The organism is Lacticaseibacillus casei DSM 20011 = JCM 1134 = ATCC 393 (genome assembly GCF_000829055.1).
GTDB classification, from domain to species: Bacteria; Bacillota; Bacilli; order Lactobacillales; family Lactobacillaceae; genus Lacticaseibacillus; species Lacticaseibacillus casei.
Window position 1 is genome coordinate 316,614 of record NZ_AP012544.1, and the last position, 26,446, is coordinate 343,059.

Sequence of the window (26,446 nt, forward strand, 5' to 3'; positions counted from 1 at the left end):
CCCTAACGACTTTCAAACTTCTTGTATGCATCCGCGTCATCTTTGAACAGTTCCATTTTGTTAGCGAAGTACCAAGCTGTTCCCCCGGTCACCAAGGCCAGGCCGAGTGCCGTCCATAAAAGTTTTTTCATATAAAAACGCTTCCTTTCCGTCTATAGCTATAGTATAGCCATCCGAAAAAGAAGCGTCTTTAGTCAAAATGTGGCGTTTGTTCGAAAATTAAGTTCTTTTATTGTGCGCTTGCTTGTGCACAATGAACGCAATCGAACCGTTAAGCATCAGATCAGCGCGCTTGATCAGGTCCTCTTCGGGTTCCTGTAACGACTGTGATAACCACAACAAAACCTGGCCGACAATCGCGGCGCCATAAAAATTACAGATGTCCGCAACCATTTTGGCAGGCGTGGTTGGATCAATGTCCAGGACCACTGGCTTGACCATGTCAGTCGCGGACTGGAAAAGGAACTCTTCCAGCATGTCGCGACCAACGGAATTGAAGGCGTTCAGACAAAATGCCTGATTGGCCAGAATGTAATCGAGCACCAGCCGATACTTGGCTTCCCAGGTGGCTGCTCCAAGATTCTTCATGACTTTACGGCCGATGTCAGCTTCAAACGTCCACTTCAGGAGGCCGTAAATATCTTCAAAATGATAATAAAACGTGTTGCGATTCACGTGGGTTGCGGCACTCAATTCCGCAATGGTAATGCGATCCAGCGGCTTATGCTGCATGAGCTGCTTTAAGGTGGTCGCGAGTTGCATTTTTGTCTGATCGGATGTGGCCATCAACATCCCTCCTGTAGTTAGGGGACAAAGTACCGGATTGATAACATGAAAACCCGCTCGTCTGCTGCGGAAGTCGACAAGCGTGAGAGGTTACTTAACTTTCAACGGCTTCAACTGTGCCTCGATTTTATCCAGTGTCACGTTGGCTTCAAGTAACGCAGCCGCGGCATAAGCGCCTTCGACAAACGCCAAGTCATAGACATGCATTTGTTTGTCGCTGACTTCTTCGGCGATGTCGAGATTCATTTTGGCGCTGCCGAGATCATAGAAAACCAACAACTCGGAAGCCGGGTTGTCGTTAATGGCTTTTTGAATATGGTCAAGATCGGTGCCGATTTGACCGTCACTGGTACCGCCGGCTGTGGTGATGGGAACATCTTTGGCGACTTGTTTGATTAGCGTTTCAAGGCCGCTGGCGATGGCCGGTACGTGGGAAACGAGCAACATGCCCATTGCCATAGAATCACGCTCCTTTGAGGTTTGACAGTTCACGCTTTTGCATCGAGGTATGCTTTTAGTAGCTCACCAGTCGAAGCAGCACCTGGGTCAACGTGGCCGATACTCTTTTCACCGAGGTAAGAGGCGCGACCACGTTTGGCAGTCATTGGCTTGGTGGCTTCGACCAGCTTGTCAATGGCGTCGGCGGTCAATTTGTTTTGCTTGATCAAATCAGCGGCAGGTGCCCAGACATCCAACATGGTTTTGTCACCAGGCTTGGCTTGGCCGCGTTTGGCAATACCCTTGGCAGCTGCTTCGACAAGGTCGCCAAAGTCAGTGTCGGTTTTGGCAAGTTTAGCCATTTCCAGAAAAGCCGTTCCATACAACGGACCACTGGCGCCGCCGACTTTACTGAGCATCGCCATGGCAATTGTTTTGAAATCCTGAGCCAGATCGTCGGTTGGCGGTGTCTTTTCGAACGCTGCTTTGATAGCATTGACGCCGCGTTCCATGTTATTACCATGGTCGGAGTCGCCGATCACGCGGTCAAGTTCGGTGAGATGATCTTTTTGATCGGCAATCCGGTTTTCAAAATTCGTCATCCATTTGGTTAATGTCTCAACGTTTAACATCAGTATCCCCCCAGCCTACAGTATGTGCAGATGCATTCAGATAAGTCAGCCATTGCGGATCGTCCAGCGCCAGCATCGTCAGGGAAATGCCGGCCATGTCGAGTGATGTGACGTAATTGCCTGCCTTGGTGAAGCTGGCTTCAAGACCTTGGGCATGCAATTCATTCAAAACATCGCCCATGAAAATGTACTGTTCGGACAGTGGGGTCGCACCCATGCCGTTGACCAGCACGGCGTATTTATGTGCTTTAGGATCTTTGAATTCAACCGTCAGCTTGCCGATGAGTTGCTTGGCTAGCACTTTGGAAGTTGGCAGCTTTTCCTGACCGGTGCCGGGTTCGTTGTGAATACCGACGCCGAATTCGATTTCATCTGGCTTCAGATCAAAGCCGGGTTTGCCGACTTCCGGAACGGTGGCGGCATGCAAGGCAACCGCGAACGACTTGGTATTTTTAACGATCGCATCGCCTAGCTTTTTGAGGTCATCAAGGCCTAATCCAGCCTCAGAAGCCGCGCCGAGAATCTTTTCGACAAAAATTGTGCCGGCAACGCCGCGACGACCCTGTGTGTACAGTGAATCTTTGACGGCCACATCGTCATCCACGACGACTGACTCGACTTTGATGTCATCAACGCTGGCCAGGTCCTTGGCCATGTCAAAGTTCATGACGTCACCGGAGTAATTCTTGACGATCATGAGAACCCCTTCGCCTTGGTTAACTGCCTTGATCGCGGCGTAAATCTGGTCGGGCGTCGGTGAGGTAAAGACTTGGCCGGCCACTGCGGCATCAAGCATACCTTGACCGACATAACCAGCATGCAGCGGCTCATGACCTGACCCGCCACCGGAAATAACCCCGACTTTTGCATGTTGCTTAAATGCGGCGTCATTGCGGACGACCGCCGTTGTTTCAGGAATCTGTTTCAAATATTGTGGATAACTGGCAGTGAGACCAGCAATCATTTCCGGGACAATATCGCCCGGGTCATTGATAATCTTCTTCATATTTGCAACTCCCTTCTAGTTATCAGTGTACCGCTTTCAGTGCTAAAAAGTCAGGTCGCCAGCTAAGAATAACAAGGGGAATCTTAACGGTGGCGGCGTTTGTGGCAATCGGTTTTAGATCGTGAGTCAGAAAATAAAAACGCCTCGTTAGGCACATTTTGGCATAACGAGACGAATAGGTGATGCAGCGATTAGTCATCGAAATCGGTGACGGTTTCGATGGTGTAGTTGCCGCTATTTTTAAGTAATTTTGAAACCGGGCAGCGATTTTCAATTTCTTCGGTGAAGGATTTGGCGGTATCCAGATCGACGCCTTTCACCATAACCTGGGCATGAACCAGAAATTGATACTCAGCACGCGCGCCAATGAACGCCACCTTCACGCGAACCGCGCCGGTATGTGGCAGTCCGTGTTCTTTTTCAACGGCTTGCAATGTGGCTTCAAGGCAAGTGCTCAACGACAAGCCCAAAAGCTGTTCAGGGTTGGTCCCCGGATGGTCATTCATCGGGCTGCTCGTCTGAACCTTCAGGCCGTCTGGCACATAAGCGTGACCTTCCAGGCCTTCGTCGTTGATGGCTTCAGTTGTATACAGTGGGTGATTCCAACGTTCGTCTTGCATGAAAGTTCCCCCTTAGGATTGTCGATAGACTTGGACTCATGGAGCGGGTAGTTAACGGTTAGGTTAGTGCATGGTGTCCTTAAATCAGTTGTAGCATACTAGGTAACCGTATTAAGTATAAACGCTTACATATGTTCAGTAAACTGATGTTGTTATTTGCTAAGTCAAGGACTGTATTACGATTTAATAGTTCTGAAAATTGACTTATAAAGAATCGTAATCAGAATAATAGCGTTTCCCAAGCCAAAAGCCAAAGACGCAAGCAGAAGAATGCTGCCACTAATTTACATATAAAGAAGACCAAGAACTAAAGAAATAAGGAAAGTCACAATGACTGAAATCCATAATTTTCGCATTTTGATTGACACCTCAAAATTAAATTAGCCATCTTTGAGTCTGTGTAGACGCACAAATTCATTGGCTTTATTTCTAACTATTTGTCACTCAAATCCGGCTTCTGATAAGGCTCCGAATCATTGGCGTGTTCAGGTGGGCGTTGTTCAAAGCCAAGTTCCTTGGTGATAAGTGGGTTGCCTTCCCAAATGAGGTGTTCGAGCAAGGCCATCGTGGTTTGGGCATCACTCAAGGCTGTGTGAGAAGGCAAATCAATGCCGAGCGCCTCTTTATAGTATTGCAGCGACGGCGTATGCTTTTTGCCGATTCCGAAAGTTTTACGGGCTAATGCGGCGACGTCGAAAGTTTGAACAGGTGGCACATCGATCGCGAGGCCGGCGCGAAGGGCACGTAGGTCATTGCTGGGTGCGAAGCCGACAACGAGTTCATGCTTCAACAATTGTTCGACAGCTGTTTTCGCCAGCGGCAGCGGTTGCCCGTACTGATTCAACAAGTCATCGGTAATCCCGGTGATTTTGACCGAGAATGGCATCACGTGATGGCCTTCAGGTAGTTGGGTGAAAATATCAAACGCACCTGCGACTCGATGATCACGCACACGTAATAAGCTGATTTCGGTTAGGTCAAGTTGATTCCGATCGGCCACAAACTCTGTATCGATCACGATGTAGTCGCCCCGGGCTAGTCGATCGATGACGTCTTTTTGCGTTTTTAACGGTGCCTGGTCTGAGGCAAGCTGGGCCATAGTTGGTGGGTCTAACTGCAGGGACTTGGCCGCGCGCTGGTTGGCGGATTGCACTAACGGCGCTTTTTCCTGCGCAAACTTGGCTGCTAGTTTGGTGGTTAAACGGTCTGCCTGTTCTTGCCGTTGATGGCGCAAATCGGTCAGAGTCTGATCGGCTTGGCCCAAGGAAATGCCAAAAAGCCTGGCTAGCCAAGTAGCTGGGGCAGTCGGCATCGTCGTCAAGACATAGGCGCCCTTGAGATCAAGCAAAGAAAAGACTACCTGACCGGTTTCAAGCCAATTTTGCAACCCGAGGGCGAGGAGATGAACCCAGTCGCTAAACGGCTGCATGATGATTGGCAATTTATCGGCGGCTCTCATTTGATCCAGTTGTCGAGCAGCTCTAGAAACAGCTAGCGTGAGGCCGCGGGCGAGGCTTTTGCGGTGATTACCAAAATCCTGAACCGAAAACATGATCGGAAGCAGCGGACTGCGCGGGCGCAACATGTCACGCAGCCGGCCACCTTCAGGGTACCAACGAGCCAGATCAAATTGCACGTTTCCTTGAATGTTGACCCGATTAACGGTTGCAGACTGGTGTGACCGGTATTCACGATGCTGAAAGAGCGCCGTGAGTTCATCAAGGCGAATGCGCACCGCTGCGGCGTTATGCGGTTTGGCAATTGGATCGCGCAATAACTTATTCAACTGACGCCGTGCCTGTCGCGGTGAGCGCATTTTTCTTTTTCGATTAGTGGACCGCGCCATGCTGCAACCCTCCTTACTTGGTATTTGACATATACGAACAGTATACCAAGAGTGAAGCAAGATTGCTTTTGGGGAATCAATTAAAGCCGATACTGCGAGCGGTTAGACGCTAAAAATGGTGCGAACGTCCACTTATTTTTAAGGAGTTCCTTGTTTTCATCGATGATCTGTGGCATAACTGTTGTATGGATATCAAACAATCAACAGACGCAACAGCTTTCAAGCAGCGAATTTTCTTTGCCTTGTCCGAGCCGGGACGTTACACGATTGTGCGCATGCTTTACCACGTGGGCCACGAAATGGGGTGCAATGAGCTTAACCAGCACGTGGAGATTGACAAATCAACGATGTCATATCATTTGCGCACGTTACGTGAAATCGGCATGATTACCACACGCGTTCAGGGACGGCAAAAATTTGTCACATTAAATACCGATAAGATTGAATCTGTCTTCCCGGGATTACTTGCTGAGCTGTAAATAAGCACATGGTTGCTTATTTTTTAGCGATAATTGTTTGATAAATTTAAAACTATAAAACAGATTGGAGACTTTTTGCATGAAAGAACGTAGACTCTCGCTTTTATTTTTCCTCGTTATGTTCGTGATTGGCACAGATACATTTCTGGTTTCACCTTTATTACCGACTTTAACTCGGTATTACGGCATCTCAACGAGTCTTTCCGGTCTCATTGTCAGTGCGTACGCGGTGGGTTACATGCTGTCAGCGTTGCTGATTGGCCCGATTTCCGATCGCCATGATCGTAAACGTATTTTAGTTATCGGCTTAGTTGTCTTTACCCTCGCAACTGCTGGGTGCGGACTGGCCAATACGTTTCCGCTGATGCTCGTCACCCGATTCACTGCCGGCATTGCCGCTGCGACAGCCGGTCCGCAAATCTGGGCGGCGATCCCCGTGCTCTTTCCCAAGGGTCAGGTGGTCAAAGTCATGGGATACGCTACAGCTGGTTTGGCGGTTGCCCAGATTGTCGGCGTTCCGCTCGGTAGTTATTTGGCCGTTATCTCGTGGCGTTTTCCTTTCTTCTTTGTCGGCACGATTGCACTGATACTGACATTGTTGGTCGTGCGGTTCATGCCTAGTCTTAATGAAGTTAGAACCGCCCAGCCGAAATCCAGCATCTATGGTCAGCTTTTGCAAAACAAACCGGTACTTAAGTTATTAGACGCATACTTATTGTTTCAGACGGCAAATTTTACCGGCTTTGCGTTCATCGGTACCTGGTTCGCGAAAAGCTTTGGGCTCTCGGTGGGCACGATCGGCAGCTTTATTCTGGTGATCGGTGTCGGACAGTTTGTCGGCAGTTTGATCGGCGCTCGACTGGTGACGTGGTTAGGTCAGCCGCACGCGTTCCTGCTTGAATTCCTGCTGTTCATCAGTGGTTATGTCGTTTTGCCATTGGCGTCGTCGGCGTTAGTTGCAACGATCATTCTGGCATTGATTTACACCATTGGTGGCGCGCTGTTGCCGTTGTTCATGAGCACTTTGCAGGATCAGGCACAATCAGCTCGCGGCATGATTTCCTCTTTGGCTAACGCGGTGATGTATCTTGGCGAAGCGATTGGCGGCGTTGTCGGTGGTATCTTGATTAAACAGTTCACCGGCTTTTCCGTTATTGCGGTGTTTACTGCTATTGGGGTAACCCTGGCAATGTTGTTGTACGCGCGGCAAGGCTATTTTAAGCAGCTGCAAACAAGCCGCTGATGATTCGCAATTTTTTGCATAGAGGTATTGTTCCGAAAAGTAGCAAACGATATAATTGACGTAAGAACATATGTTTGCTGTTCGGAAAGAAGATGCGATTTTGCAGGAGAATTTAGCACAGGAAATCTTACTGTTGTTAGGTAGTGGGCGGTTTTTAACGACTAAAGAAATCGCTAAACTGCTAAACCATCCAGAAGCAAGTGTCAAAAGCGAACTACTTAAATTGGTGCGTGCCGAGAAAATTAACCGGCGACATTTTGCCGGTCGCGATTATTTTCAGACTGCTCAACCACAGACAGAGTCAAATGCCTTCAGTACGGCAACTGAACAATACTTGGATCAGCGGCACGCAGCGCGAAAATTGGGCAATGCACGGACTTGTTACCACCATTTGGCCGGAAAAGCCGGCGTGGCCTTGTTTGACCAACTTTTAATGCAAAAACTCATTACCTTGACGACCGCCAACGCCTATCGATTGACGGAAAAAGGCCGGCACGTCTTGGCACAATACCTCGGTCACCCAGTGCGCCAGGGGAAGGTTCAGACTTGCATCGACTTTTCAGAGCGCCGGGTTCATTTAGCCGGTAAATTAGGGGATGAACTGCTGACAAAGCTGGTGGCTAATCGTCAAATGACCTTGAGCGGGAACAGACTCGTCCGGGTTTTACATCCAATTGACCAGCAATCATTGGCGGTGTCCCATGTCAGTTGAGCGACAACGGTGTGCATGGGGTGAAACCGACAATGCCTTGATGCAGCAATACCACGATGAAGAATGGGGCAGACCCAGTCATGACAGCCACCACTTGTTTGAACTGTTGTCGCTGGAAATCATGCTGGCGGGTCTGAGTTGGCAGACGGTTTTGAATAAGCGGGCAGCGTTCAAGACAGCCTTTGCCAACTTTGATTATCGCCGGGTACAGCAGATGACGCCCGAAATTCCTGTACTCTTGCAGAATCCGCAAATCATCCGGAATCGTCTGAAAGTGACAGCGATTATCAACAACGCGAATGCCATCGCAAAGCTGGCTGATAGAGGCGAAGACTTTGATCACTATGTCTGGGCGTTCGTCAAAAATCATCCGATTCAACACCACATCACAAATCATGCGGAAATTCCCAATACAACTGATTTGGCCAAGCGCATGGGCAAGCAAATGAAGAAGGACGGTTTCAGTTTTACCGGCCCCGTCGTCATCTACTCGTTTATGCAGGCAGCAGGGTTGGTCAACGATCATGAAACCAGTTGCTTTGTTTATCAGTTGCTGGAAAAATAAAAGTGTTAACCGGTATTCGTCGATTGGAATGCTGACACCACTTGTCAGAGCGCGAGGAGGATCGTATCTATGGAAACAACCATTCGCAAATTCGGAGATTCAATTGGGGTCATTATTCCAAAAGAATTTCAAGCAAGAGTTGGCGAAAAGTATCAGATTCACAAGATCGCTGATACATTTGTTTTGACACCAGTTCACAAAGATTTGTTTGCTGACGAAACGAAATGGTATGGATTTAGAGATAGTATTACGGAAAGAGATCGTGAGTGGGATGAGAGCGCACTTTTATAACAAATGATATTCCATAAAGGATGCAGAATACTGAACGTTTCTGAAACATCAAAAAGCACGCCACTTCTTGTTGAAGTGACGTGCTTTTTGGTCGGCAGCCATGCGAATTCGCTGAAGATGCAATAGAAGTCTGCCATTAAGAGCAACTTATCTTGAGTGATTAGTCGTCAACGTCATTGTGCAAATCTTTCAATAAAGCATCGACCGTCTTAAAGCTTTTGGTCCGGCCAGCTTTGACATCCGCTTCTGCAGTTTGCAGCTGGCCTTCGACAATTATCTCAGGGGTAAATGGCAATTCACCACTGTCGCTAATATGCTTCAAATACATATTAATGGCAGAGGACATGTCTAATCCCATACTATTGATGATACGGAGCGCGCGATCTTTTGTTTCTGTATCAACTTCAACGTTAATGCGTGATCGAGATGCCATTGCTGCCAACCTCCTTAGGCCATTGTTGCTTTATTATGACGCAAAACCGGCGATATTGTCACCCATTATAAATGCCATGAAGAGTTCGAGAAATCCTCAATGAAAACTGAATTAAAAAAGCCCACCCGCATCAAATGCGAATGGACTCATTAAACTTAAAACGGTTTAAATTAAAGTGCCTCAGGAACCATCTTGACAGGCTTGTTGCCAATCCAGCCGGTGATTTCCTTGAAGGTGTCTGTGATGGCATCGGTGCCTGGCTTGAGCATCTTACGAGGGTCAAAGCCCTTGCCTTGTTGATCCTTGCCAGCTTCGATGTATTCACGAGTTGCTTTAGCAAAGGCAAGTTGGCATTCGGTGTTGATGTTCAACTTGGAAATACCCATGGTGATCGCCTTTTGAACTTGTTCTTGAGGGATACCGGAACCACCGTGAAGAACGAGTGGCATCTTAACGGCGTCATTCAATTCTTGCAAGCGGTCGAAGTGCAGGCCCTTCCAGTTGTCTGGATATTGGCCGTGGATGTTACCAATGCCGGCTGCCAGGAAGTCGATCCCGGTAGCTGCCAAAGTATTGGCTTCTTCAACGTCAGCTAATTCACCTTCGCCGACAACACCGTCTTCTTCACCGCCGATGGAACCAACTTCGGCTTCAACGGAAATGCCCTTGGCGTGGGCCAGCTTAACGATTTCCTTGGTCTTTTCCAAGTTATCTTCAAAGTCGAGGTCGTGGCCGTCGAACATAACGGAGTTGTAGCCGGCAGCAATAGCTTCCTTAGCAGCTTCGTAGTTACCGTGGTCCAAGTGGATAACAACCGGAACGGTGATGCTCATGGCTTTAACCGTTGCTTCGATCATGGTTTGGCAAAATTCATAGCCACCCATGTACTTAGCAGCACCCATGGAAGTCTGGATGATAACCGGAACGTTCAATTCTTGAGCACCGGCGAGAATGGCACGCGTCCATTCCAAGTTGTTGGTGTTGAAGGCACCGATACAGTAGTGACCTTTATGTGCAGCTTTTACAAGCTCTGCAGCGTTAACTAATGGCATGTAGATATCCTCCTACGAAATATACAATTCAAAACCGTTGTATTCTACCATAGATTGCAAGAGAAAAGGGCGAGAAAATGATGAGATCCTGACAGTTTAAGTGACGGGTTTTGCGGGAACCGGTCATCATGACCCTCGCCAAATAATGAGAACGCTCTCATTATTCGAATGATCGGTCCATACACTACGTAGTTAATTTCACAAGCGACTTTAAAAATAATAAAAATAAAACAGCTTTATCACGCTGGTTCTAGGCGCTATTGATTACTAGTCTCCAAAAATAGATTATATTTTCACAAGTGAATTATACCAATATAAATGAAACCTTGCTAAGAATGATTGACCAGAGAAATCAAAGCACTAAGGTGAAGGTAGTAACAGATTGAGAACAATTGAGTTGTTCACTTGAAAAAGTAGTCAAAAGAGGAGATCTTGATATGGCAACAAAAGCAGCAGATCAGTTAGTCAGCGTTTTGATGGATTGGCAAGTGAAGCACGTTTTTGGCCTACCAGGCGATTCGATTGATACGACCGTCGATGCGTTGCGCCGTCATCAAGACAAGATTAAGTTCGTTCAGGTTCGGCATGAAGAAGTTGCGGCACTAGCTGCCTCAGCAACGGCTAAGCTGACTGGTGGCCTTGGCGTTTGCCTGTCAATCGGTGGTCCGGGTGCCATCCATCTGTTGAACGGCTTATATGATGCCAAAATGGATCACGCCCCGGTTTTGGCATTGTTGGGACAGGTCACGACCAGCAATCTGAATGAAGGCTTTTTCCAGGAAGTCAATACGCCTAAGCTGTTTGATGACGTGGCGGTTTACAATAAAACGGTCATGGCTTCGGATAATTTAGGCCAGATTATCGATACGGCGATTCGAACCGCGTTTACGGAAAAAGGCGTAGCGGTTTTGACGATTCCGGATGATTTGCCGGATCAAAAGGAAACGACGAGTTATCGTGACAGTGCTGCGGCTTTTGCATTGAATGTACCGGAAGTTGATCCTAAACAGCTGGATGATGTGGCATCGCTGTTGCAGAAGTCGCAGAAGCCATTAGCTTTGATCGGCCGTGGGGCGGAACATGCCGGGGAACAGGTTCAAAAGTTTGTTGAGGCTAACCACATCCCGTTTATCCAAACGATGCCGGCCAAGGGAACAGTTGCGGATGATCACCCTAATAGTCTTGGCAATGTCGGTAAGCTCGGCACCAAGCCGGCTTATGAGGCGATGAAGGCAACGGATTTGCTGTTCATGATCGGCACCAACTACCCGTATACAGCTTACTTACCTGATGAAGGACAAGCAAAATGTGTCCAGATCGATACGCAACCAGAGAATCTGGGCAAGCGGTACTCAGTTGATGTGGCGGTTGATGGCGATGTCGAAACCTTTTTGACCGAACTGAACGCCAAGGGGTCGTTGCGTGATGACGATCGCTTCCTGAAAGCTTGTCAGAAGAATATGGAAAGTTGGGACAAGTGGATGGCCGAAAAGCGTCTGTTGACCACGAACCCAGCCTCACCAGAAGCAGTCTTTGCCACGATTGATCAGACTGCGCCAAAAGATGCGGTTTACTCAGTTGATGTCGGGACGTCGACGTCATGGGGTGCCCGTTTTCTAAACGTTCAACCAACGCAGAAATATACCATTTCGGCTTGGTTAGGCACGATGGGTTGCGGCTTGCCGGGCGCGATTGCCGGGGCCGAAGCCTTCCCGAAGCGGCAAAATATCAGTGTGGCCGGTGATGGCGCGTTTGCCATGGTCATGCAGGATTTCGTTACCGCGGTTAAATACAAGCTGCCCATTATCATGGTTGTTTTGAACAACCAAAAGTTGGCCTTTATCGAATATGAACAGCAAAGTGCCGGTCAGCTGAATTATGAAATCGATTTGGCGGACATGGACTATGCCAAGATTGCTGAAGCTGCTGGGGGCGTTGGTTACACAGCCCACAGCAACGACGAGTTCAAAGAAGCGTTGACTAAGGCCTATCAGGAAACGGAGAAGCCGGTTTTGATCAACACCTATGTTCAAGACGACGCCCCGCTACCAGGCAAAATTGTCGGCGAGGAAGCGAAGGGTTACATGAAGTATGGCTCCCAGTATCTCGAAAATTACTGGAAGATTCCATCCATGCCACCGTTGAAAGACATTATGCGGCAGTTCTTTTAAATCGGGGTATTTGCTAACTCTAGGGAAACGCAACAGGCAGCGAGAGTTGTTTGGAATATAAAAAATCGCTCTTAGCAATGGAGACTAAGAACGATTTTTTTAATATTGGTAAAAAGATGTTATTCAAAAATTTTGCCGGAAATTGGTGTAACCGTTTTGTTAGGTGTCATGCACGAGTGGTTAAATTTCATTACCACTCGGCTTGCCCCAATCTAGTTCGCCTCCATGCTTGACTTTCTTTGAGTAAGTTAAAACGTCAAAATCAATAAACCGTTCTTCCAGTTTTGAAGGACTTTTTTTCTTTTCAATGATTAAACGGCCTTTGCCATCTATATGCATCTTTACCAGTTGGTCATCGAGATCATCAATTCCCATTTTTGCCAGCATTGTTTTTGAAATGATGACACCTTGAGAGTCTCCCCAGCGTTTAATCGTCGTTTCCATAACAGATCCCCCTGTTGCCAATAGTTGCTCGATCAAAATCGCGATCACTCGCGCAGATAGAGTTTAACATACGCTTATACAACCGCTAAAGGGATCCGAGCCACGTAGCCATTTCCTTATGCCATGCCTTACGCGCGTCAGTGCCTGGTGACATGTTGTTTAACGTGATGTGCGCTAATTGTTTGTCAAATGAAACGTCAAAGTAGGCCCAGTACCCAAATACGTGACCGTTGTGCGCCAGCCATCCCGGCGTTTTGGACTTCATCCAGCCCATCCCATAAAAATCGTGCGTCAACGTTAATGCCTCATGCCAAGCTGACGTAGGTAAAATCTGCTGATGCAAGGTAGCTTGCGCCCATTTAGCCAAATCGGTGACCGAACTGACCACGGCGCCATCGCCACCGGTGTAATCGCCGCGACCTAAAGCCACTGGTTGGCCGTTGGTAAAATCTAGATCGTCGTAGCTATTTGCCTCGGCGGTCTGCGTTCCGAAACGGGTTTGGACCATGCCCAACGACTGGAAAAAGTGCTGTTCGATGAAATCGCCCAGCGGCATATTCGCGACTTGGGCAATGATGTGGCCAAGTAGGAAATAATTACTATTTGAGTAAGCACCTTTTGCATCCGGCGCAAAATCTAGCGGATGGCGGTTCAATAAGTCAAGGACTTGCTGAAGAGCATCGCCGTGATTCAGATCTTCCAGTATCGGGTAACTTAAATGGGATTCACTAGCGTTTGGCATCTTTTTGGTATATTCGACTAACAACAATTCCGTGTAATCGGGAATACCGCTCGCCATGTGTAACATCTGGCGCAAGGTGATCTGCTCGGCGTACCGATATTCCGGCAGATAGTCCGATAACGGCGCGTCAATGTTCAGCGCCCCATCCGCAGCCAACACCAACATGCTGTCAGCCGTAAATTGCTTGCTTAATGATCCTAAACCGCTAGTAGTGTGGATCGTGAATGGTTCTTTTTTCGCAAAATCCGCCATGCCGTTTTGCCAGTGGGACAATTGATGATTGGCATCCACTAAAATGGTGGCACCATTGAGATGATATTTTTCATTGATAGCTTGATAGCCGTTCCAATCTGTCACGAAAAGGCCTCCCTTTAGCCGAAAAAACGTTGAGGCAACGATAGCATGCATCACGATGCTTTTCAAACTAAAATATCATCATTGGCCAATGAGAATCTAATTGGGGGCTTTACTTCCCATACCGGTTGCATCATCTTGCCTGGACGGCGATGATGGCCTTAATCACCGAAGGAGGAAACACAGATGGCTGCGATTTATGATAATCCGGATTTTTTCAAGGCATATAGCCAAATGGATCGCTCGAAAAAAGGTTTAGCCGGGGCGGGGGAGTGGCATGAGTTGAAGACGGTCTTACCGGACTTTACCGGTAAACGGGTGCTTGATCTCGGGTGCGGTTATGGTTGGCACTGTCGCTATGCCGCTGATCATGGCGCTAAAAGTGTGCTTGGCATCGATACGTCAGCCAAAATGCTTGCCAAGGCTTCTGAGCTGACGGACGACAAGCGGATCACGTATCGCCAGCTGGACGTGCAGGCCATCGACCAATTGCCGGAGCAGTTTGAAGTCATTTTAAGCTCGCTAGCCATTCATTACATTGCCGATTACGCTGAACTTGTCGGTAAGATCAGCGACAAACTGCCAATTGGCGGGCAATTTGTCATGTCCGTGGAACATCCGATTTTTACGGCCCAAGGCAATGAGGAGTGGGTCACGGACGAGCAGGGCCACAACCTGTACTGGCCGGTTGATCGTTATTTTGACGAGAGCAAACAGGAAACCGACTTTTTAGGCCATCGAATCAAAAAATACCATCGGACGTTGACGACCTATTTGAATACCTTGCTCGACAACCATCTGCGACTGGATCGCGTGATTGAGCCGACCCCGACTGCTGAAATAGTCAAAACCATTCCCGGTATGGCAGATGAGTTGCGCCGGCCGATGATGCTGATTGTGGCAACGACCAAAACGGCGTGAGCAATCAGGCCTGTCTATTGTCGCCAATCCTTTCACGGCGTATACTCGTGGAATTAAAACTAAATCGAATAGAAGGAAATCGCTCGTGAAACTAAGAATTGGTATTCCCACAGACGAACTGATCGAAGTCAATCCCGTGATGCCGAATAATCACCCTGCTTATGTGCCGCATGATGTCAAAGAGGCGTTCATTCACCTTGATGCGCTCCCGCTTGTGTTGCCGTTCCCTGATGATGTGAGTCAGACCGAACAGCTCGCGCAAGATGATATGGCCTTGGTCGATGGCTTGATGCTGCCAGGCGGCCCGGACGTGGATCCGACGCTCTATGGCGAGGAACCGCATCCCAAGATCGGCATGACGCTGTACCAAAAAGATTTGTTCGAAATTGCCTTGATTAAGGCAGCCCTAGCCGCAAACAAGCCGATTTTTGGTATTTGCCGCGGGATCCAAATCATGAACGTTGCCATGGGCGGCACGTTGTATCAGGATCTTGAACAGCAATATCCTGATTTGAAAATTCAACATCCCCAAGCCACATTGGGTCAGTTTGCGACCCACCATGCCGTATTAACGCCTGGTAGTCGCCTGGCTGATTTGTACGGCAAGGAGACCATTAAAGTCAACTCCCGCCACCACCAAGCAGTTAAAACTGTCGGCAAAGGGTTGAAGGTGACAGCCGTTGCGCCGGATGGCGTGGTCGAAGGAATGGAGTCCACGGACAACGATCTGTTCCTAGGTGTTCAGTGGCATCCTGAAAACATGTGGCAACAGGAAGATCCTCAGCAGCTCGTTGTTTTCCAGGACTTTTTGAAGCGTGTTGCGGATCATCAGAAGTGATTTCTGTGGTTCGATGAATCGTAAAAAGTGCCCCGTTAAACGTATCCGTTGAAAACCGTCTCGTTCATGAGGCGGTTTTTCTGTGTGGTGCGCTACAGTCAAATCGCAATTAGTAGTGACAAGCCCCAAAAACAATTTTCAGAAAATCTTTTCTTTTAGCTAGAATCATGTAAGATTGAAGCCGAGTAGCATTGACGAAACGGTTGTTGTTTAATGAAGCCGTTAGCATGGGACCGGAGGATATGAGGAGGAACCGGAATGGACGATGAAGCCGTTAGTGAGCAGCTCACGGAGAAGCAGACTGAGCTGATTGAGTTTTTGTATGTGGACTATAACGGACTGACGCGAGGAAAAGTGATTCCGCTGGCTAGCCTGAAAGCCAAGCTGGCTGACGGGATCGGCTTGACCAAAGCAACGCTGAATGTCAGTGAACGCGACACCATTTTGCCGGTCGCCGACATGACACCGATTGGGGAATTGCGGTTGATCGGGGACGCTGCTTCGGCGCATGTGCTGCCTTACATGCCGCAAGTGGCAACCTTGATGGGCGATATTTATAATCTCGATAAAACCCCTTATGCCTCCGATCCACGCACCATTTTGAAACGGGTAGTCAAGCAGTTGGCCGATGCCGGCTTCAGCGTGAAAATGCTTATGAAAACGAGTTCGAATTGTTCACCGGGGATAAGGATCATCGCGAACCGGCGATGCCGCGAGTTGCCTTTTCAACGGAGTCCATGGACTTTGCCTATCCGTTCATTCTTAAAACGATCAATCAACTGCAACGGGTCGGGATTATGCCGAATGCCTATTATCCGGAAGGCGGCATTGGCCAGCATGAATTGAGCATGTTGCCGCAGGATCCAGTGACCGCGGCCGACAATGAAGTGATTTACAAACGGATCATTAAAAACACCGCCAAAGATTTTGACTTGTATGCCTCCTTTGCGCCGAAGCCCCTTGTCGATTCGGCTGGCTCCGGCGCGCATATTCATTTATCGTTGTGGCGCGGACAAGAAGATGCCTTTTTCGATGCAGACGCGCCGATGCAGCTATCCAAGACCGGTCAGTATTTTGTCGGTGGCGTGTTGAAACATATTCAAGGCTTGCTGGCGCTGACCTGTCCATCGGCGAATTCCTATCAGCGGCTGGCTCCGGGACATTGGGGCAGCGCATACGCGACCTATGGCAAGGACAATCGTGAGGCGGCGGTGCGGATTCCGTCGACAGCGTGGGACGATCCGGCTAGTTCGATGAACATTGAGCTGAAAGCGAGCGATGCGACGGCAAATCCGTATTTGGCATTTGCTGGCTCGCTGGCAGCAGGGCTGGATGGCATTCAGCACCAGACGCAACCGGGTGATTATTGTGATGTGGATCCGGCAACGTTAAGCGAAGCCCAACGCAATGAGATGGGGATTCACTGTCTGCCGCAGTCATTGAACCAGGCGGTCGACGCGTTCGTGACTGATTCGCTTTTCCACGACGTGTTCGGGCCGCAACTGATCGATGCTTACGCCAAAATCAAGCGTGAAGACGATCAATATTATTCGAAGTTAGCATTAGAGAAAATTGCGGCATTGCACCGCGAGCTATATTGAATTGCAAGTTGAAGAACTAATTTCGGCCATCATCATGAATGGTGACCGCTGTGCATGAGGAGGAAACATTTTGGACGACCTAACGGAGTTTGTCGACCAAGTCCCATTGTTGGACCATCACTGTCATTTCTTAATTAACGGGAAAGTGCCGAATCGCGACGAACGGTTGGCGCAGGTGTCGACAGAGGCGGACAATGATTATCCGCTCGCCGATACCAAAAACCGCTTGGCCTATCACGGCTTTTTAGCTGTAGCCAAGCAATTTGCCCTTGATGCCAAGCACCCGCTGGCAGCGATGAATGATCCGGGTTATGCCACTTATAATCAGCGCATTTTCGGTCATTATCACTTTAAAGAATTGCTGATTGATACCGGATTTGTGCCGGATGACGCGATTCTCGACTTAGATGAAACTGCTAAGCTAACCGGTGTGCTGGTGAAGGCGATTTATCGTCTGGAGACGCACGCTGAAACATTCATGCTGAAATCGGACAATTTTGCGGCTTGGTGGCAGGCTTTTAGTCAGGATATTCAACAGGCGAAGGCACATGGCTATGTCGGCTTCAAATCGATTGCAGCTTACCGCGTGGGGTTGAACATCGAACCGGTTAATCTCATGGAAGCCGCCGCTGGGTTTGATACCTGGAAGAACTCCGGGGTCAAACGGTTAACGTCCAAGCCGCTTATCGATTACATCCTGTACCACGCAGCGCCGTTGATCATGGCGCAGGATTTGCCGCTGCAATTTCACGTTGGCTATGGCGACGCGGACACGGACATGTACCTAGGTAATCCATTATTGATGCGCGATTTCCTGAATGCCTTTGCCAAAAAGGGACTCAAAGTGGTTTTACTGCATTGCTATCCGTATCATCGCGAAGCCGGCTATTTAGCCAGTGTCTTTCCGAATGTCTATTTTGACATTTCGCTGCTGGACAATCTCGGCCCCAGCGGCGTACAGCGGGTTTTTGATGAAGCAGTCGAACTGGCGCCTTACACAAGGTTGCTGTTTGCCTCCGATGCCAGCACGTATCCGGAAATGTATGGGTTAGCGGCGCAACAATTCAAACAGGCACTGATCGGGCATTTTACCTCCCTGCCATTTGTCGATCTGGCGCAGAAAAAAGCTTGGATCAACGCGATTTGCTGGCAGACAGCGGCCAAGCTTTACCACCAAGAAGAGGAGTTTGTGAATTAGTTATGGAAAAACGCAAAAAATTAACCTTGCTTGAGGTCTTCGGACTCTCAATTGCGATGGTGGCGCCAACTGGGGCGATGTCGTTTAACACGGCAAGTGCCGCGGCCAATGCTGGCATCAACATGCCAATCGCTTTTTTTGCTTGGCGGCATCGGCGTCTTGTTTGTGGCGATTTCGTTTGTGGAACTAGGCAAGCGGATCCCCGGTGATGGCTCGGCTTATGCGTATAATGCTAAAGCGCTTGGCGAAAAGGCTGGCTTTATTTCCGGCTGGTTATTGGTCTTGACATACGTGACGTTTGTGTTTAGTTCCGGCGCCATTGTCGGTAACTTTGCCAATGTCTTTCTCAGTCATTTAGGCGTACATCTACCGGTGAATCTCTACAACATTTTGGTTTTGTTGCTGGGCGGCTGGCTGAGTCATAAAGGCATTGAATTTTCAACGCGCTTGACACTGGTCCTTGAATTGCTGGCGGTTTTGGTTTTGAGTGTGCTGACGGTCGTGATTATTTTTTCCGGCGGCCGCAGTGGGAACTCGGTGCAGCCGTTGATTCCGCAACCGCATATGGTGACTGGTTTGGGGATGGGCATGGTGTTTGCGCTGATGTCCTTTGCCGGCTTTGAAGGCTCGGCGACGATTGCCCCGCGCGCCACGAATCCGAGTAAAGCGATTAGTATTGCCTTGCTGGGGGCCGTGAGTTTTGCGGCGATTTTCTATTTTCTTGTTAGTTACGCTGAAGTGATTGGCTTCGGCTCCGCACACATTGGCGATCTTGCGAAAAGTACGGCACCCATGAACTTCCTGGCGACCCATTATCTCGGGACCAATGCTGCCATCTTCATGGACTTCGCGGCGATGGTCAGTTATTTCGCTTGCTATTTCGGGGCGCTTAATGCCGGTGCGTTCATGCTGGAGGCGTTAGGGAAAAGTGGCTACCTGCATCCGTGGCTGGCGGTAGAAAGCGGAGACAAGCAGACGCCGACGCATGCGCTTGACAGCATTACCGGACTCGCGTTGATTGTGTATGTTATCTTTGCGATCGGCCTGGGTGTAAGTGCTAGTGATATGTATAACTGGTTTGGTACGATCGGGATGCTAGGGCTACTGACGGTTTACGTGTTGGTGAATATTGGCGCGATCGTTTACTTCCGCAAAGACAAGGGCCGGTCGATGTTCAAACATGTGTTGGCGCCGGTGATCGGGATTCTCGTACTCATTTATCCGATTTACACGAGTCTCTGGCCGATTCCGGCATTTCCAATGAACACGTTTCCTTACATCGCCATCGTCTGGTTTCTGATTGGCCTGTGGGTCGCGACCAAGCGGCGAAAAGTTGAAACGCGGTTGGAAGATTTTTGATTTTTTCTGAAGTTTAACGAAAAAAAGTGCGCTTGACATGTTGAAATGTCAGCGCATTTTTTAATCTCGCCGCTCTTGCTCAATAGTAACAGCTTTAGCATGGGCAGTGCCGGTTTTGACGTACTTTTCAGTGCCGTCTGCAACGGCTTGGCGATAATAGTGTTGCTTGTATTCAATCGTGTTGAGCGTTTGTTCCAGTTGCTTCATCTGGTTTTCGACCGCGGTGTGGAGCTGGTTAAAGAAGTCCAGCCGCTTGGTAAGGGTGGCGTCGCCTTCGAGATTCCACTGCATAAACGTGCGGATATCCTTAATCGACATACCCGCCGTTTTAAGGCAATTGATCATTTCCAGTGCGCTAAGATTCTGGTCGGTAAAACACCGCACACCTGCTTGATCTTTTTGCAGGTCAGGGATGAGTCCTTCCTTATCATAGTAACGAATGGTCGGGACGGATAGATGGGTGATTGCGGCAACTTCACCGATGGTGTATGAAACTGACATGAAAGCCTCCATGTTTCCTTACGAGATGACAAGACATATTGCAAAAAGAAACGACTTGCCCTAAAGTCGACTTTAGGGGATAAAGTGAGTGTAGCACGTAAGCCGATTGATGCAAAATTGCGTTCATCGGTCTTTTTTATGCCCTTGTCGGCGAAAAAATGCTGTTATGGCTACATCGCACGTGATGAGCAATGTGCAGCAATTTTTTAAAAGGAGTGAGGCTATCTTGTTGGAAGAGACATATACGTTAACGAATGGGGTCAAGATTCCCAAAATCGGCTTTGGCACCTGGATGATTGATTCGGATGCTGCAGCGGCAAAGGCCGTTCATGAAGCGATCGATGTCGGGTACCGTCACATTGATACGGCAGAAGCTTACGACAATGAGTCCGGGGTTGGCGAAGGTGTGCGGGCATCCGGCGTGGCGCGTGAAAACATTTTCGTCAACACCAAGCTCGCAGCCGAGATCAAGGACCACGACACCGCCGTCAAAGCTATCGACGGCTCGCTTGAGAAGCTTGATCTAGAATATGCAGACATGATGATCATCCATGCACCGAAGCCATGGGCCAAATATGATGAGCCGGAGCGGTACTTCGAGGGGAATCTGGAAGCCTGGCGGGCATTGGAAGAAGCTTATAAAGCCGGCAAATTGCGCGCCATCGGAGTTTCTAATTTTGATCCCACCGATCTCAAGAACCTGCTGGATCATGCTGAAATTGCTCCAATGGTTGATCAGATTTTAGCGCATATTACCCAGACACCGTTCAAAACGATTGACTTTGCGCAAGAGCATCAGATATTAGTCGAGGCCTATTCGCCATTCGGCCACGGCGAGATGTTCAAGAATAAGGACATCCAGAAAATGGCGGCTAAGTATCAAGTCTCCGTTGCACAGTTGGGCATGCGGTACCTTTTACAGTTAGGTCTATTGCCGTTGCCAAAAACCGTTAACCCGGACCACATGAAGGCTAATGCAAAGGTCGATTTTACCATCAGCGACGATGATATGACGGCGTTGAAGCAGATGAAGCCGCTAACCAATTATGGCAAGTACCAGTCATTCCCGGTTTACAGTGAACGATTGAGCTAAGCCCACGGACCGGCCACAACGACCTTGCCAATCATGTGACCAGACTCAACCAGCGCATGTGCTTTCCGCAAATTGGCTGCATTCAACGGCTGCAGTGTCTTGGTTAACGTGCATTGAATCGTGCTGTCATTGAGTAAGCTGGCAACTTTGTCGAGAATGATCCCTTGGGAAGCGAGATCATAACCATACCAGGACTTTGAAAACATCCACTCCCAGGCAAACGTGGCTCGCTTTTTAGTCAACTTTTGCAAGTCAATACCGCGCCGGTTTTCCGTAATGGCCGCAATCCACCCGTCAGGCCGAATCATGGTGGCAATTTCGTTCCAGTGTTCGTCTAGATGCGAGAGGTTAAGGATATAGTCAACATTTTTGAAACCGGCCGCTTTTAACTGTGGTGGTAAAGGCTGACGGTGATTCAAAACGTGATCGGCACCATGTTCCCGTACCCATCTTTGTGATTCTGGGCGTGATGCCGTGGCAAGGACCTGCAGGCCAGCGAGGTGGGCAAGTTGCGTCGCCATTGAGCCAACCCCACCTGAGCCGTTAATGATCAAAATCGTATGCTTCCGATTTGCCACTTTGGCATCAAGTGGAATGTGCAGTTTTTCGAACAGCGCTTCCCATGCGGTGAGACTGGTCAGTGGCATGGCAGCGGCTTGGACATCGGTGAGCTTAGCCGGAGCGTGACCGACAATGCGCTCGTCAATCAGTTGATATTCAGCGTCACTGCCGGAACGTTTGTAACTGCCAGCATAGAATACCCGATCGCCTACGTGGAACCGGGTAACGTCCTGGCCTAAAGCCGTCACAATCCCCACAGCATCCCAACCAATGATCTTCGGCTGGGCAAGGCGGGCATGACCTGCGCCACGCGTTCCGGTATCGACCGGATTCACCGAAACTGCCCGGACATTCACTAATAAATCGTGGCCTTCAGGAGTTGGCTTTGGTAGCGTCAAATCTTCTAAACTATTTTCCTGTTCAATCGGCAAACGCTGCGTAAATCCAATGGCTTTCATCAAAATGACTTCCTTTCGTTTGCTTGCTTAACCTTTCACCTTGTATGTTAGCCAGCATGCACTAACATAGTAAGTGAACAAATTGTAAGTAACTTGTAGGAAAGCAACGAGGGGGCCTTGTGATGGATCGTGAACTTTATAATTGTGCTGCAGGATGCCCGGTTCAAAATACGGTTGATCTGATTTCGGGAAAATGGAAGAGTGTGATTCTTTATCATCTCTTTAAAGGGGATGCCACTCGCTTCAGCACGCTGAACAAGGCCATTCCTTCAGTGACTCAGCGCATGTTGGCGTTACAATTATCGCAACTTGAAGGTGATGGGATTATTTACAAGAAAGTCGGCGATGAAGATGGCCGCGCCACGGAATATGGTTTAACCAAGTTGGGCCAAACGTTGGCGCCGGTGATCAATGCCATGGCGGCGTGGGGTGAGTTTTATCAAACGCAGCGGGCCGCACTGGCATGAACGGTGCCGACATATTTTCTTTTGTTCTTCAACCGGTCAAGAAAAAAGGCATCGTCGAAAAAATTCGGCGATGTCTTTTTGCATTTTTTGCATTAAAGATAAGCTTGGTAAAACAAGACAACTGCAAGCCCGATCGCGAAGATCCCAACCGCTGTTTTAATCACGTGCGACGGAATCAGGCGGACAATCATTGGGCCCAGAAAACCGCCTGCGAACAAGCCGATGCAGACCGGAATTAGAACCCACCAGGCAATCGGCATCGAGAAGATGAACATGATTGATGTGACCGTATTGTTCACAAGCGATGCGAGGTTACGCATGGCGTTGTAAGTTGCATACGGGCCGGCGACGATGCGCGATAGCACCGCGATCATCAACAGTCCGGCACCGGCGCCAAAATAACCGATATATAACCCGACGAGCATAATTAGCGCATAACCAAACCCTTGGGCGAGTTTGCGATGGGTAGCCTGATCGGGATCTTTTTTCGGTGTCAGGATCATGACCCCGGCCAGGAAAATGATAAACGGAACGACTCTTTTGAAGCTGGCATTGGAACTGTGGATTAAGATAAGCGCCCCTAAGACGCCGCCAAGGGCATTAAGTAATGTGATGAGTAGCGCTTGGTGCCAGTGGCCTTTTAATTCCCGCCGCGATGAAAGCACTGACGAAGATCCGCTGAACAAAAGGCCGATCGTGTTGGTTGCATTGGCCGTGATCGGCGGAATGCCGACCGACAGCAACATCGGGTAAAGCGTGAGTGCCGCCATTCCCACTGTGCCATTGAGAATACCGGCAATTAGGCTCATACCGAGTAAATACAAGATTGTTTCGAGCGTCATAAGCTCGCCTCATTTGATTTGTTTTTCAGGGTAAATCTGTTCTCTTTTAGTATTTTACACCCAATGTTATCTTATCAAGCTTAGCATTTACGGATACTGCTGTCGCTTTTGAGCGTTTCCAGCTTATGGATTGATCGGGTTGCTTTTGGGAGTGAAAGCAGTTATTTATCGGCTAGTGTCATGAGTCTTGTCAATGGTATGGCTGAAAATAATTTGCTATACTCAAGAAAAATTCAGGTGGCACTGGAGGTGGCGGGATGAAAAAGCTTGAAATTGTCCATTTGGATAAGGCCTTTGATCAGCAGGTTTTATTCAAAGACGCCAATTATACGTTTCAACAAGGTAAGATCTATGGCTTGCTGGGGCGCAATGGTTCTGGTAAGTCGACGTTGTTCAACATGATTGTCCGTAACCTGCCGATTGATAGCGGCACGATTGCGGTTGATTCGGATGATGGGCAAGGGCTGATCACAAATTACTCGGATACGGCAGTCGGTATGGTTTACACTCAGCCACATTTGCCGGCATTCATGACCGGGGTTGAATTCGTTGACTATTTTATCGCGATTAATCGCGAACGGCTGGACCGGATGCATACAACGGTCAAAGCGGCGGACTTTTTTGATATGGCTGGGCTGGGTAAGGCAGATGCCAATAAGTTGTTGCGCGACTATTCGGAGGGGATGCGCAATAAGCTGCAAATTGTGGTGTCGTTGATGCTGAAGCCGCCGGTGCTGTTACTCGACGAACCGCTGACAACCGTCGATGTGGTGGCGGCGCATGAGATGCAGCAGATGATCGTTGCGATGAAGGCCGACTCGGTGGTTGTCTTTTCCACGCACATCATGCAGCTGGCGCAGGCCATCTGTGACGCGGTGGTGCTGTTGCATCAGCAGCAGTTAACTGAATTGACGGGGCTGGATATTCACAGTCAGGCATTTGAAGACGCCGTGATTGCGCGGTTAAGTGACGAGGTGCAGGCAGATGCGTGATGCATGGCGATATTACTGGTTTCAAGCGCAAACCGATGCGACTACCGGGGTGAATGGGATCATTTACTTTCTACGGCGGATCCCGTTTTTAGGAAAAAAGATTCCGACCAAGTGGTACCGCACCGGAGCTTTGAAAAGTCTTTTGGCCATTTTGTTAAATTTCATGATGCTGCTGACCAAGCCGGTGATAACCCTCTTGATGATGGGCTTGGCGTTCCTGGTCGGCAATGCTTACAACGATTTCATTCATCCGCTCCCAACTGCTTTCACCTTGCGAATCATGGTCGCCGTGTTGGTTTATTCGCTGGGATGCCTCATGCTGCGCGGACTGATTTTTCGGTATGCAGCGATTAATATTAAAACAATTAAACTTGGCGAGTACTTTTCGCTGGATCGGGTTGCGTTGGTTCGGGGTACTTTGTTGATCAATCAGATCATTGGCGTCGTGATTGGCCCGTTTCTGCCGCTTTTTATTCTGGCACTTATCACCCGTAATCTATGGTTGTTGCTGGTTGGGCTGGAAATGGCCATCTTTAGTTGGCGTTGGCAGGCTTTTCTGCCGCGCTTGGCGTGGTCACACCGGCAACTGGGCTTAATGGCGCAGATCACTTACTGGGTGAGCCTGTGGGGTGTGGTTGCCGGCGTGATGATAACCGGCCAACTCGCGGCATTTGTTAGCGACGTTTTTTCACCTTTAGGATTCATGATCGGCTTGTTGGCTTTGCTGGCGATGGAATGGTATATTCACCGCTTTTCTGATGATATTCCGTTTTTGATGGCATCCATTCAGCAGGCGACCATGACATTGAGCAAGGTTGCAGCATCTCGTGATCAGCAGTTTTTGGCAGCTGGTAAGGCGATGCAGAAAAAGTTGACACTGGACACCAACACAACGATCAAGCCAACCAGCCGCTCCGGCAGTAACTATCTGAATGCCTTATTATTTGCCCGCTATCGGCAGCAATTATGGAAAAAGTTGCGGACGCGGCTGTTATGGATTTGCGGCATTGGCGTTGCATTTTTAGTACTCATCAAACTTTTCGCTGGGCATTCGGTCGGCGATTTGACATCGATTTATGGGACCTTGTTCTTTCCAATGTACTTGTCATCACTTGGCGCACCAATCGTTCAACTCTTATTTGTTAATTGCGACTCCGCCATGTTGTACTATCCATTTTATCGGCAACCGAAAACCATTTTGGCCGGGTTCTTCTACCGATTCTGGCGGATTGCCCAGTACAACGCAGTCACAGGCGGGCTGATTTTTCTGTTTATTTTTGCGCTGCAATTCGTTTCATCGGTACCGGATGCGGTGAATTTTTATTTGGTGTTACTGCTGGAAGTTTGCGGCATGGTGCTGTTCTTTTCCTTCCACGACTTGTTTATCTATTACTTGATCCAGCCGTTTACAGATGACATGTCAGTTGTCTCACCACTGTATCGCTTCTTATATTGGGGCATGTACTGGGTGGCGTGGGTCTTCACCCAAGTGCAATTTTCCGGCTATGCATATGCCATTTTGATTGGCGTGATGACGCTGGTTTATGTGGCAATCGGCACTGCAGTGATTTATCGGGTGGCACCGAAGACTTTCCGGATTCGGTATTGAGACTCGCTTTGTGGTGGCGTGTTGCTAGTGGGAGTGAAGCTTTCGACAAAATCCGCTGAAAAATAATAAAGGGCCAACCACTTCATTCGGAAAAAGGTGGTTGGCCTTAATAGCAGTTTGGGTTGACCGTTCGTGCAATTCCAAATTTCTGGTATCACGGTACATTGGAATTTAGAAAAGCACCACGATCTT

The 26,446-nt window shown here is 48.8% G+C and carries 27 protein-coding genes and 2 pseudogenes; 15 read left to right on the forward strand and 14 right to left on the reverse strand.

Translation table 11 applies throughout. From position 1 onward, the window contains the following. Window positions 1-2 precede the first annotated feature (2 nt). The 7 genes from LBCZ_RS16530 to LBCZ_RS01485 form a co-directional block, all read right to left on the reverse strand. A complete protein-coding gene (locus LBCZ_RS16530) occupies window positions 3-131 on the reverse strand; it encodes a hypothetical protein (protein WP_010492975.1) in 129 nt (42 codons plus the stop codon). Between the two features lie 88 nt (window positions 132-219). Next, window positions 220-786 carry a TetR/AcrR family transcriptional regulator C-terminal domain-containing protein gene (locus tag LBCZ_RS01460; RefSeq protein WP_025013080.1) on the reverse strand — a complete coding sequence of 189 codons (567 nt, stop codon included), beginning with the start codon at window positions 784-786 and terminating at the stop codon, window positions 220-222. A 90-nt stretch (window positions 787-876) separates the two neighbouring features. Beyond that, the gene (gene dhaM / locus LBCZ_RS01465; protein ID WP_039639633.1) at window positions 877-1,245 is read right to left on the reverse strand and encodes a dihydroxyacetone kinase phosphoryl donor subunit DhaM; all 369 of its coding nucleotides are present in this window, start codon (window positions 1,243-1,245) and stop codon (window positions 877-879) included. 29 nt (window positions 1,246-1,274) lie between these two features. Next, window positions 1,275-1,856, reverse strand: coding sequence for a dihydroxyacetone kinase subunit DhaL (gene dhaL, locus LBCZ_RS01470; protein ID WP_025013079.1), 582 nt, complete (start codon window positions 1,854-1,856; stop codon window positions 1,275-1,277). After that, window positions 1,843-2,862 (reverse strand): dihydroxyacetone kinase subunit DhaK, encoded by a 1,020-nt coding sequence (gene dhaK, locus LBCZ_RS01475; protein WP_025013078.1) that lies wholly within the window; start codon window positions 2,860-2,862, stop codon window positions 1,843-1,845. The genes dhaL and dhaK overlap by 14 nt, the downstream gene beginning before the upstream one ends. A 191-nt stretch (window positions 2,863-3,053) precedes the next feature. Continuing rightward, window positions 3,054-3,482, reverse strand: coding sequence for an OsmC family protein (locus LBCZ_RS01480; protein ID WP_025013077.1), 429 nt, complete (start codon window positions 3,480-3,482; stop codon window positions 3,054-3,056). A gap of 433 nt (window positions 3,483-3,915) precedes the next feature. Further along, window positions 3,916-5,328, reverse strand: coding sequence for a 3'-5' exonuclease (locus tag LBCZ_RS01485; RefSeq protein ID WP_039639630.1), 1,413 nt, complete (start codon window positions 5,326-5,328; stop codon window positions 3,916-3,918). A 185-nt stretch (window positions 5,329-5,513) separates the two neighbouring features. Between LBCZ_RS01485 and LBCZ_RS01490 the strand changes: the two genes are divergently transcribed. The 5 genes from LBCZ_RS01490 to LBCZ_RS01510 all read left to right on the forward strand — a co-directional run bounded on the left by LBCZ_RS01490 (window position 5,514) and on the right by LBCZ_RS01510 (window position 8,618). Further along, complete coding sequence (locus tag LBCZ_RS01490; RefSeq protein ID WP_010492997.1) at window positions 5,514-5,807, forward strand: ArsR/SmtB family transcription factor; 294 nt, start codon at window positions 5,514-5,516, stop codon at window positions 5,805-5,807. A 79-nt stretch (window positions 5,808-5,886) separates the two neighbouring features. Beyond that, window positions 5,887-7,050, forward strand: a complete 1,164-nt coding sequence (locus tag LBCZ_RS01495) for an MFS transporter (RefSeq protein ID WP_025013076.1) — start codon at window positions 5,887-5,889, stop codon at window positions 7,048-7,050. 70 nt (window positions 7,051-7,120) lie between these two features. Then, entirely contained in the window at window positions 7,121-7,762 is a 642-nt protein-coding gene (locus tag LBCZ_RS01500) for a hypothetical protein (protein ID WP_032958705.1), read from the forward strand. Beyond that, the gene (locus LBCZ_RS01505; protein ID WP_025013074.1) at window positions 7,752-8,327 is read left to right on the forward strand and encodes a DNA-3-methyladenine glycosylase I; all 576 of its coding nucleotides are present in this window, start codon (window positions 7,752-7,754) and stop codon (window positions 8,325-8,327) included. Before LBCZ_RS01500 ends, LBCZ_RS01505 begins: the two co-directional genes overlap by 11 nt. Window positions 8,328-8,396: 69 nt before the next feature. After that, window positions 8,397-8,618 (forward strand): AbrB/MazE/SpoVT family DNA-binding domain-containing protein, encoded by a 222-nt coding sequence (locus tag LBCZ_RS01510; protein WP_025013073.1) that lies wholly within the window; start codon window positions 8,397-8,399, stop codon window positions 8,616-8,618. A 160-nt stretch (window positions 8,619-8,778) separates the two neighbouring features. Here LBCZ_RS01510 and LBCZ_RS01515 read toward each other — a convergent pair whose 3' ends face one another. Together LBCZ_RS01515 and fba are read right to left on the reverse strand one after the other, a co-directional pair. Continuing rightward, entirely contained in the window at window positions 8,779-9,051 is a 273-nt protein-coding gene (locus tag LBCZ_RS01515; RefSeq protein WP_025013072.1) for a type II toxin-antitoxin system RelB/DinJ family antitoxin, read from the reverse strand. A 170-nt stretch (window positions 9,052-9,221) separates the two neighbouring features. Further along, the gene (gene fba, locus LBCZ_RS01520) at window positions 9,222-10,103 is read right to left on the reverse strand and encodes a class II fructose-1,6-bisphosphate aldolase (RefSeq protein ID WP_025013071.1); all 882 of its coding nucleotides are present in this window, start codon (window positions 10,101-10,103) and stop codon (window positions 9,222-9,224) included. Between the two features lie 437 nt (window positions 10,104-10,540). Here fba and LBCZ_RS01525 point away from each other — a divergent pair, with 437 nt between their 5' ends. Further along, complete coding sequence (locus LBCZ_RS01525) at window positions 10,541-12,274, forward strand: pyruvate oxidase (RefSeq protein WP_039639627.1); 1,734 nt, start codon at window positions 10,541-10,543, stop codon at window positions 12,272-12,274. A 180-nt stretch (window positions 12,275-12,454) separates the two neighbouring features. Here the strand turns inward: LBCZ_RS01525 and LBCZ_RS01530 are convergent, their stop codons facing one another. Continuing rightward, window positions 12,455-12,718 carry an AbrB/MazE/SpoVT family DNA-binding domain-containing protein gene (locus LBCZ_RS01530; protein WP_039639625.1) on the reverse strand — a complete coding sequence of 88 codons (264 nt, stop codon included), beginning with the start codon at window positions 12,716-12,718 and terminating at the stop codon, window positions 12,455-12,457. Between the two features lie 85 nt (window positions 12,719-12,803). After that, complete coding sequence (locus LBCZ_RS01535) at window positions 12,804-13,817, reverse strand: serine hydrolase domain-containing protein (protein ID WP_025013070.1); 1,014 nt, start codon at window positions 13,815-13,817, stop codon at window positions 12,804-12,806. 183 nt (window positions 13,818-14,000) lie between these two features. Here LBCZ_RS01535 and LBCZ_RS01540 point away from each other — a divergent pair, with 183 nt between their 5' ends. The 5 genes and pseudogenes from LBCZ_RS01540 to LBCZ_RS01560 all read left to right on the forward strand — a co-directional run bounded on the left by LBCZ_RS01540 (window position 14,001) and on the right by LBCZ_RS01560 (window position 19,731). Then, complete coding sequence (locus tag LBCZ_RS01540; RefSeq protein WP_025013069.1) at window positions 14,001-14,735, forward strand: class I SAM-dependent methyltransferase; 735 nt, start codon at window positions 14,001-14,003, stop codon at window positions 14,733-14,735. An 85-nt stretch (window positions 14,736-14,820) separates the two neighbouring features. Further along, on the forward strand, window positions 14,821-15,573 hold the full coding sequence (locus LBCZ_RS01545) for a gamma-glutamyl-gamma-aminobutyrate hydrolase family protein (RefSeq protein ID WP_025013068.1): 753 nt from the start codon (window positions 14,821-14,823) through the stop codon (window positions 15,571-15,573). 258 nt (window positions 15,574-15,831) lie between these two features. Next, window positions 15,832-17,174: pseudogene (locus LBCZ_RS01550) on the forward strand (glutamine synthetase family protein). A 70-nt stretch (window positions 17,175-17,244) separates the two neighbouring features. Then, the gene (locus tag LBCZ_RS01555) at window positions 17,245-18,372 is read left to right on the forward strand and encodes an amidohydrolase family protein (RefSeq protein WP_025013067.1); all 1,128 of its coding nucleotides are present in this window, start codon (window positions 17,245-17,247) and stop codon (window positions 18,370-18,372) included. Window positions 18,373-18,374: 2 nt separating this feature from the next. Next, a pseudogene (locus LBCZ_RS01560) lies at window positions 18,375-19,731 on the forward strand (APC family permease). A 60-nt stretch (window positions 19,732-19,791) separates the two neighbouring features. On the opposite strand, the gene LBCZ_RS01565 reads toward LBCZ_RS01560, so the two are convergent. Further along, on the reverse strand, window positions 19,792-20,232 hold the full coding sequence (locus tag LBCZ_RS01565) for a MerR family transcriptional regulator (protein WP_025013066.1): 441 nt from the start codon (window positions 20,230-20,232) through the stop codon (window positions 19,792-19,794). 226 nt (window positions 20,233-20,458) lie between these two features. On the opposite strand from LBCZ_RS01565, the gene LBCZ_RS01570 reads away from it, so the two are divergent. Then, complete coding sequence (locus LBCZ_RS01570) at window positions 20,459-21,325, forward strand: aldo/keto reductase (RefSeq protein ID WP_025013065.1); 867 nt, start codon at window positions 20,459-20,461, stop codon at window positions 21,323-21,325. On the opposite strand, the gene LBCZ_RS01575 is transcribed toward LBCZ_RS01570, so the two are convergent. Beyond that, a complete protein-coding gene (locus tag LBCZ_RS01575; RefSeq protein WP_025013064.1) occupies window positions 21,322-22,344 on the reverse strand; it encodes a zinc-binding alcohol dehydrogenase family protein in 1,023 nt (340 codons plus the stop codon). The genes LBCZ_RS01570 and LBCZ_RS01575 overlap by 4 nt on opposite strands. A 122-nt stretch (window positions 22,345-22,466) precedes the next feature. Between LBCZ_RS01575 and LBCZ_RS01580 the strand changes: the two genes are divergently transcribed. Then, window positions 22,467-22,811, forward strand: coding sequence for a winged helix-turn-helix transcriptional regulator (locus LBCZ_RS01580; protein ID WP_025013063.1), 345 nt, complete (start codon window positions 22,467-22,469; stop codon window positions 22,809-22,811). 92 nt (window positions 22,812-22,903) lie between these two features. Here the strand turns inward: LBCZ_RS01580 and LBCZ_RS01585 are convergent, their stop codons facing one another. After that, window positions 22,904-23,653, reverse strand: a complete 750-nt coding sequence (locus tag LBCZ_RS01585; protein WP_025013062.1) for a sulfite exporter TauE/SafE family protein — start codon at window positions 23,651-23,653, stop codon at window positions 22,904-22,906. A gap of 257 nt (window positions 23,654-23,910) precedes the next feature. Here LBCZ_RS01585 and LBCZ_RS01590 point away from each other — a divergent pair, with 257 nt between their 5' ends. Together LBCZ_RS01590 and LBCZ_RS01595 are read left to right on the forward strand one after the other, a co-directional pair. After that, window positions 23,911-24,645 (forward strand): ABC transporter ATP-binding protein, encoded by a 735-nt coding sequence (locus LBCZ_RS01590; protein ID WP_025013061.1) that lies wholly within the window; start codon window positions 23,911-23,913, stop codon window positions 24,643-24,645. Further along, the gene (locus LBCZ_RS01595; RefSeq protein WP_025013060.1) at window positions 24,638-26,254 is read left to right on the forward strand and encodes a hypothetical protein; all 1,617 of its coding nucleotides are present in this window, start codon (window positions 24,638-24,640) and stop codon (window positions 26,252-26,254) included. The genes LBCZ_RS01590 and LBCZ_RS01595 overlap by 8 nt, the downstream gene beginning before the upstream one ends. The last annotated feature ends 192 nt before the right edge of the window (window positions 26,255-26,446 follow it).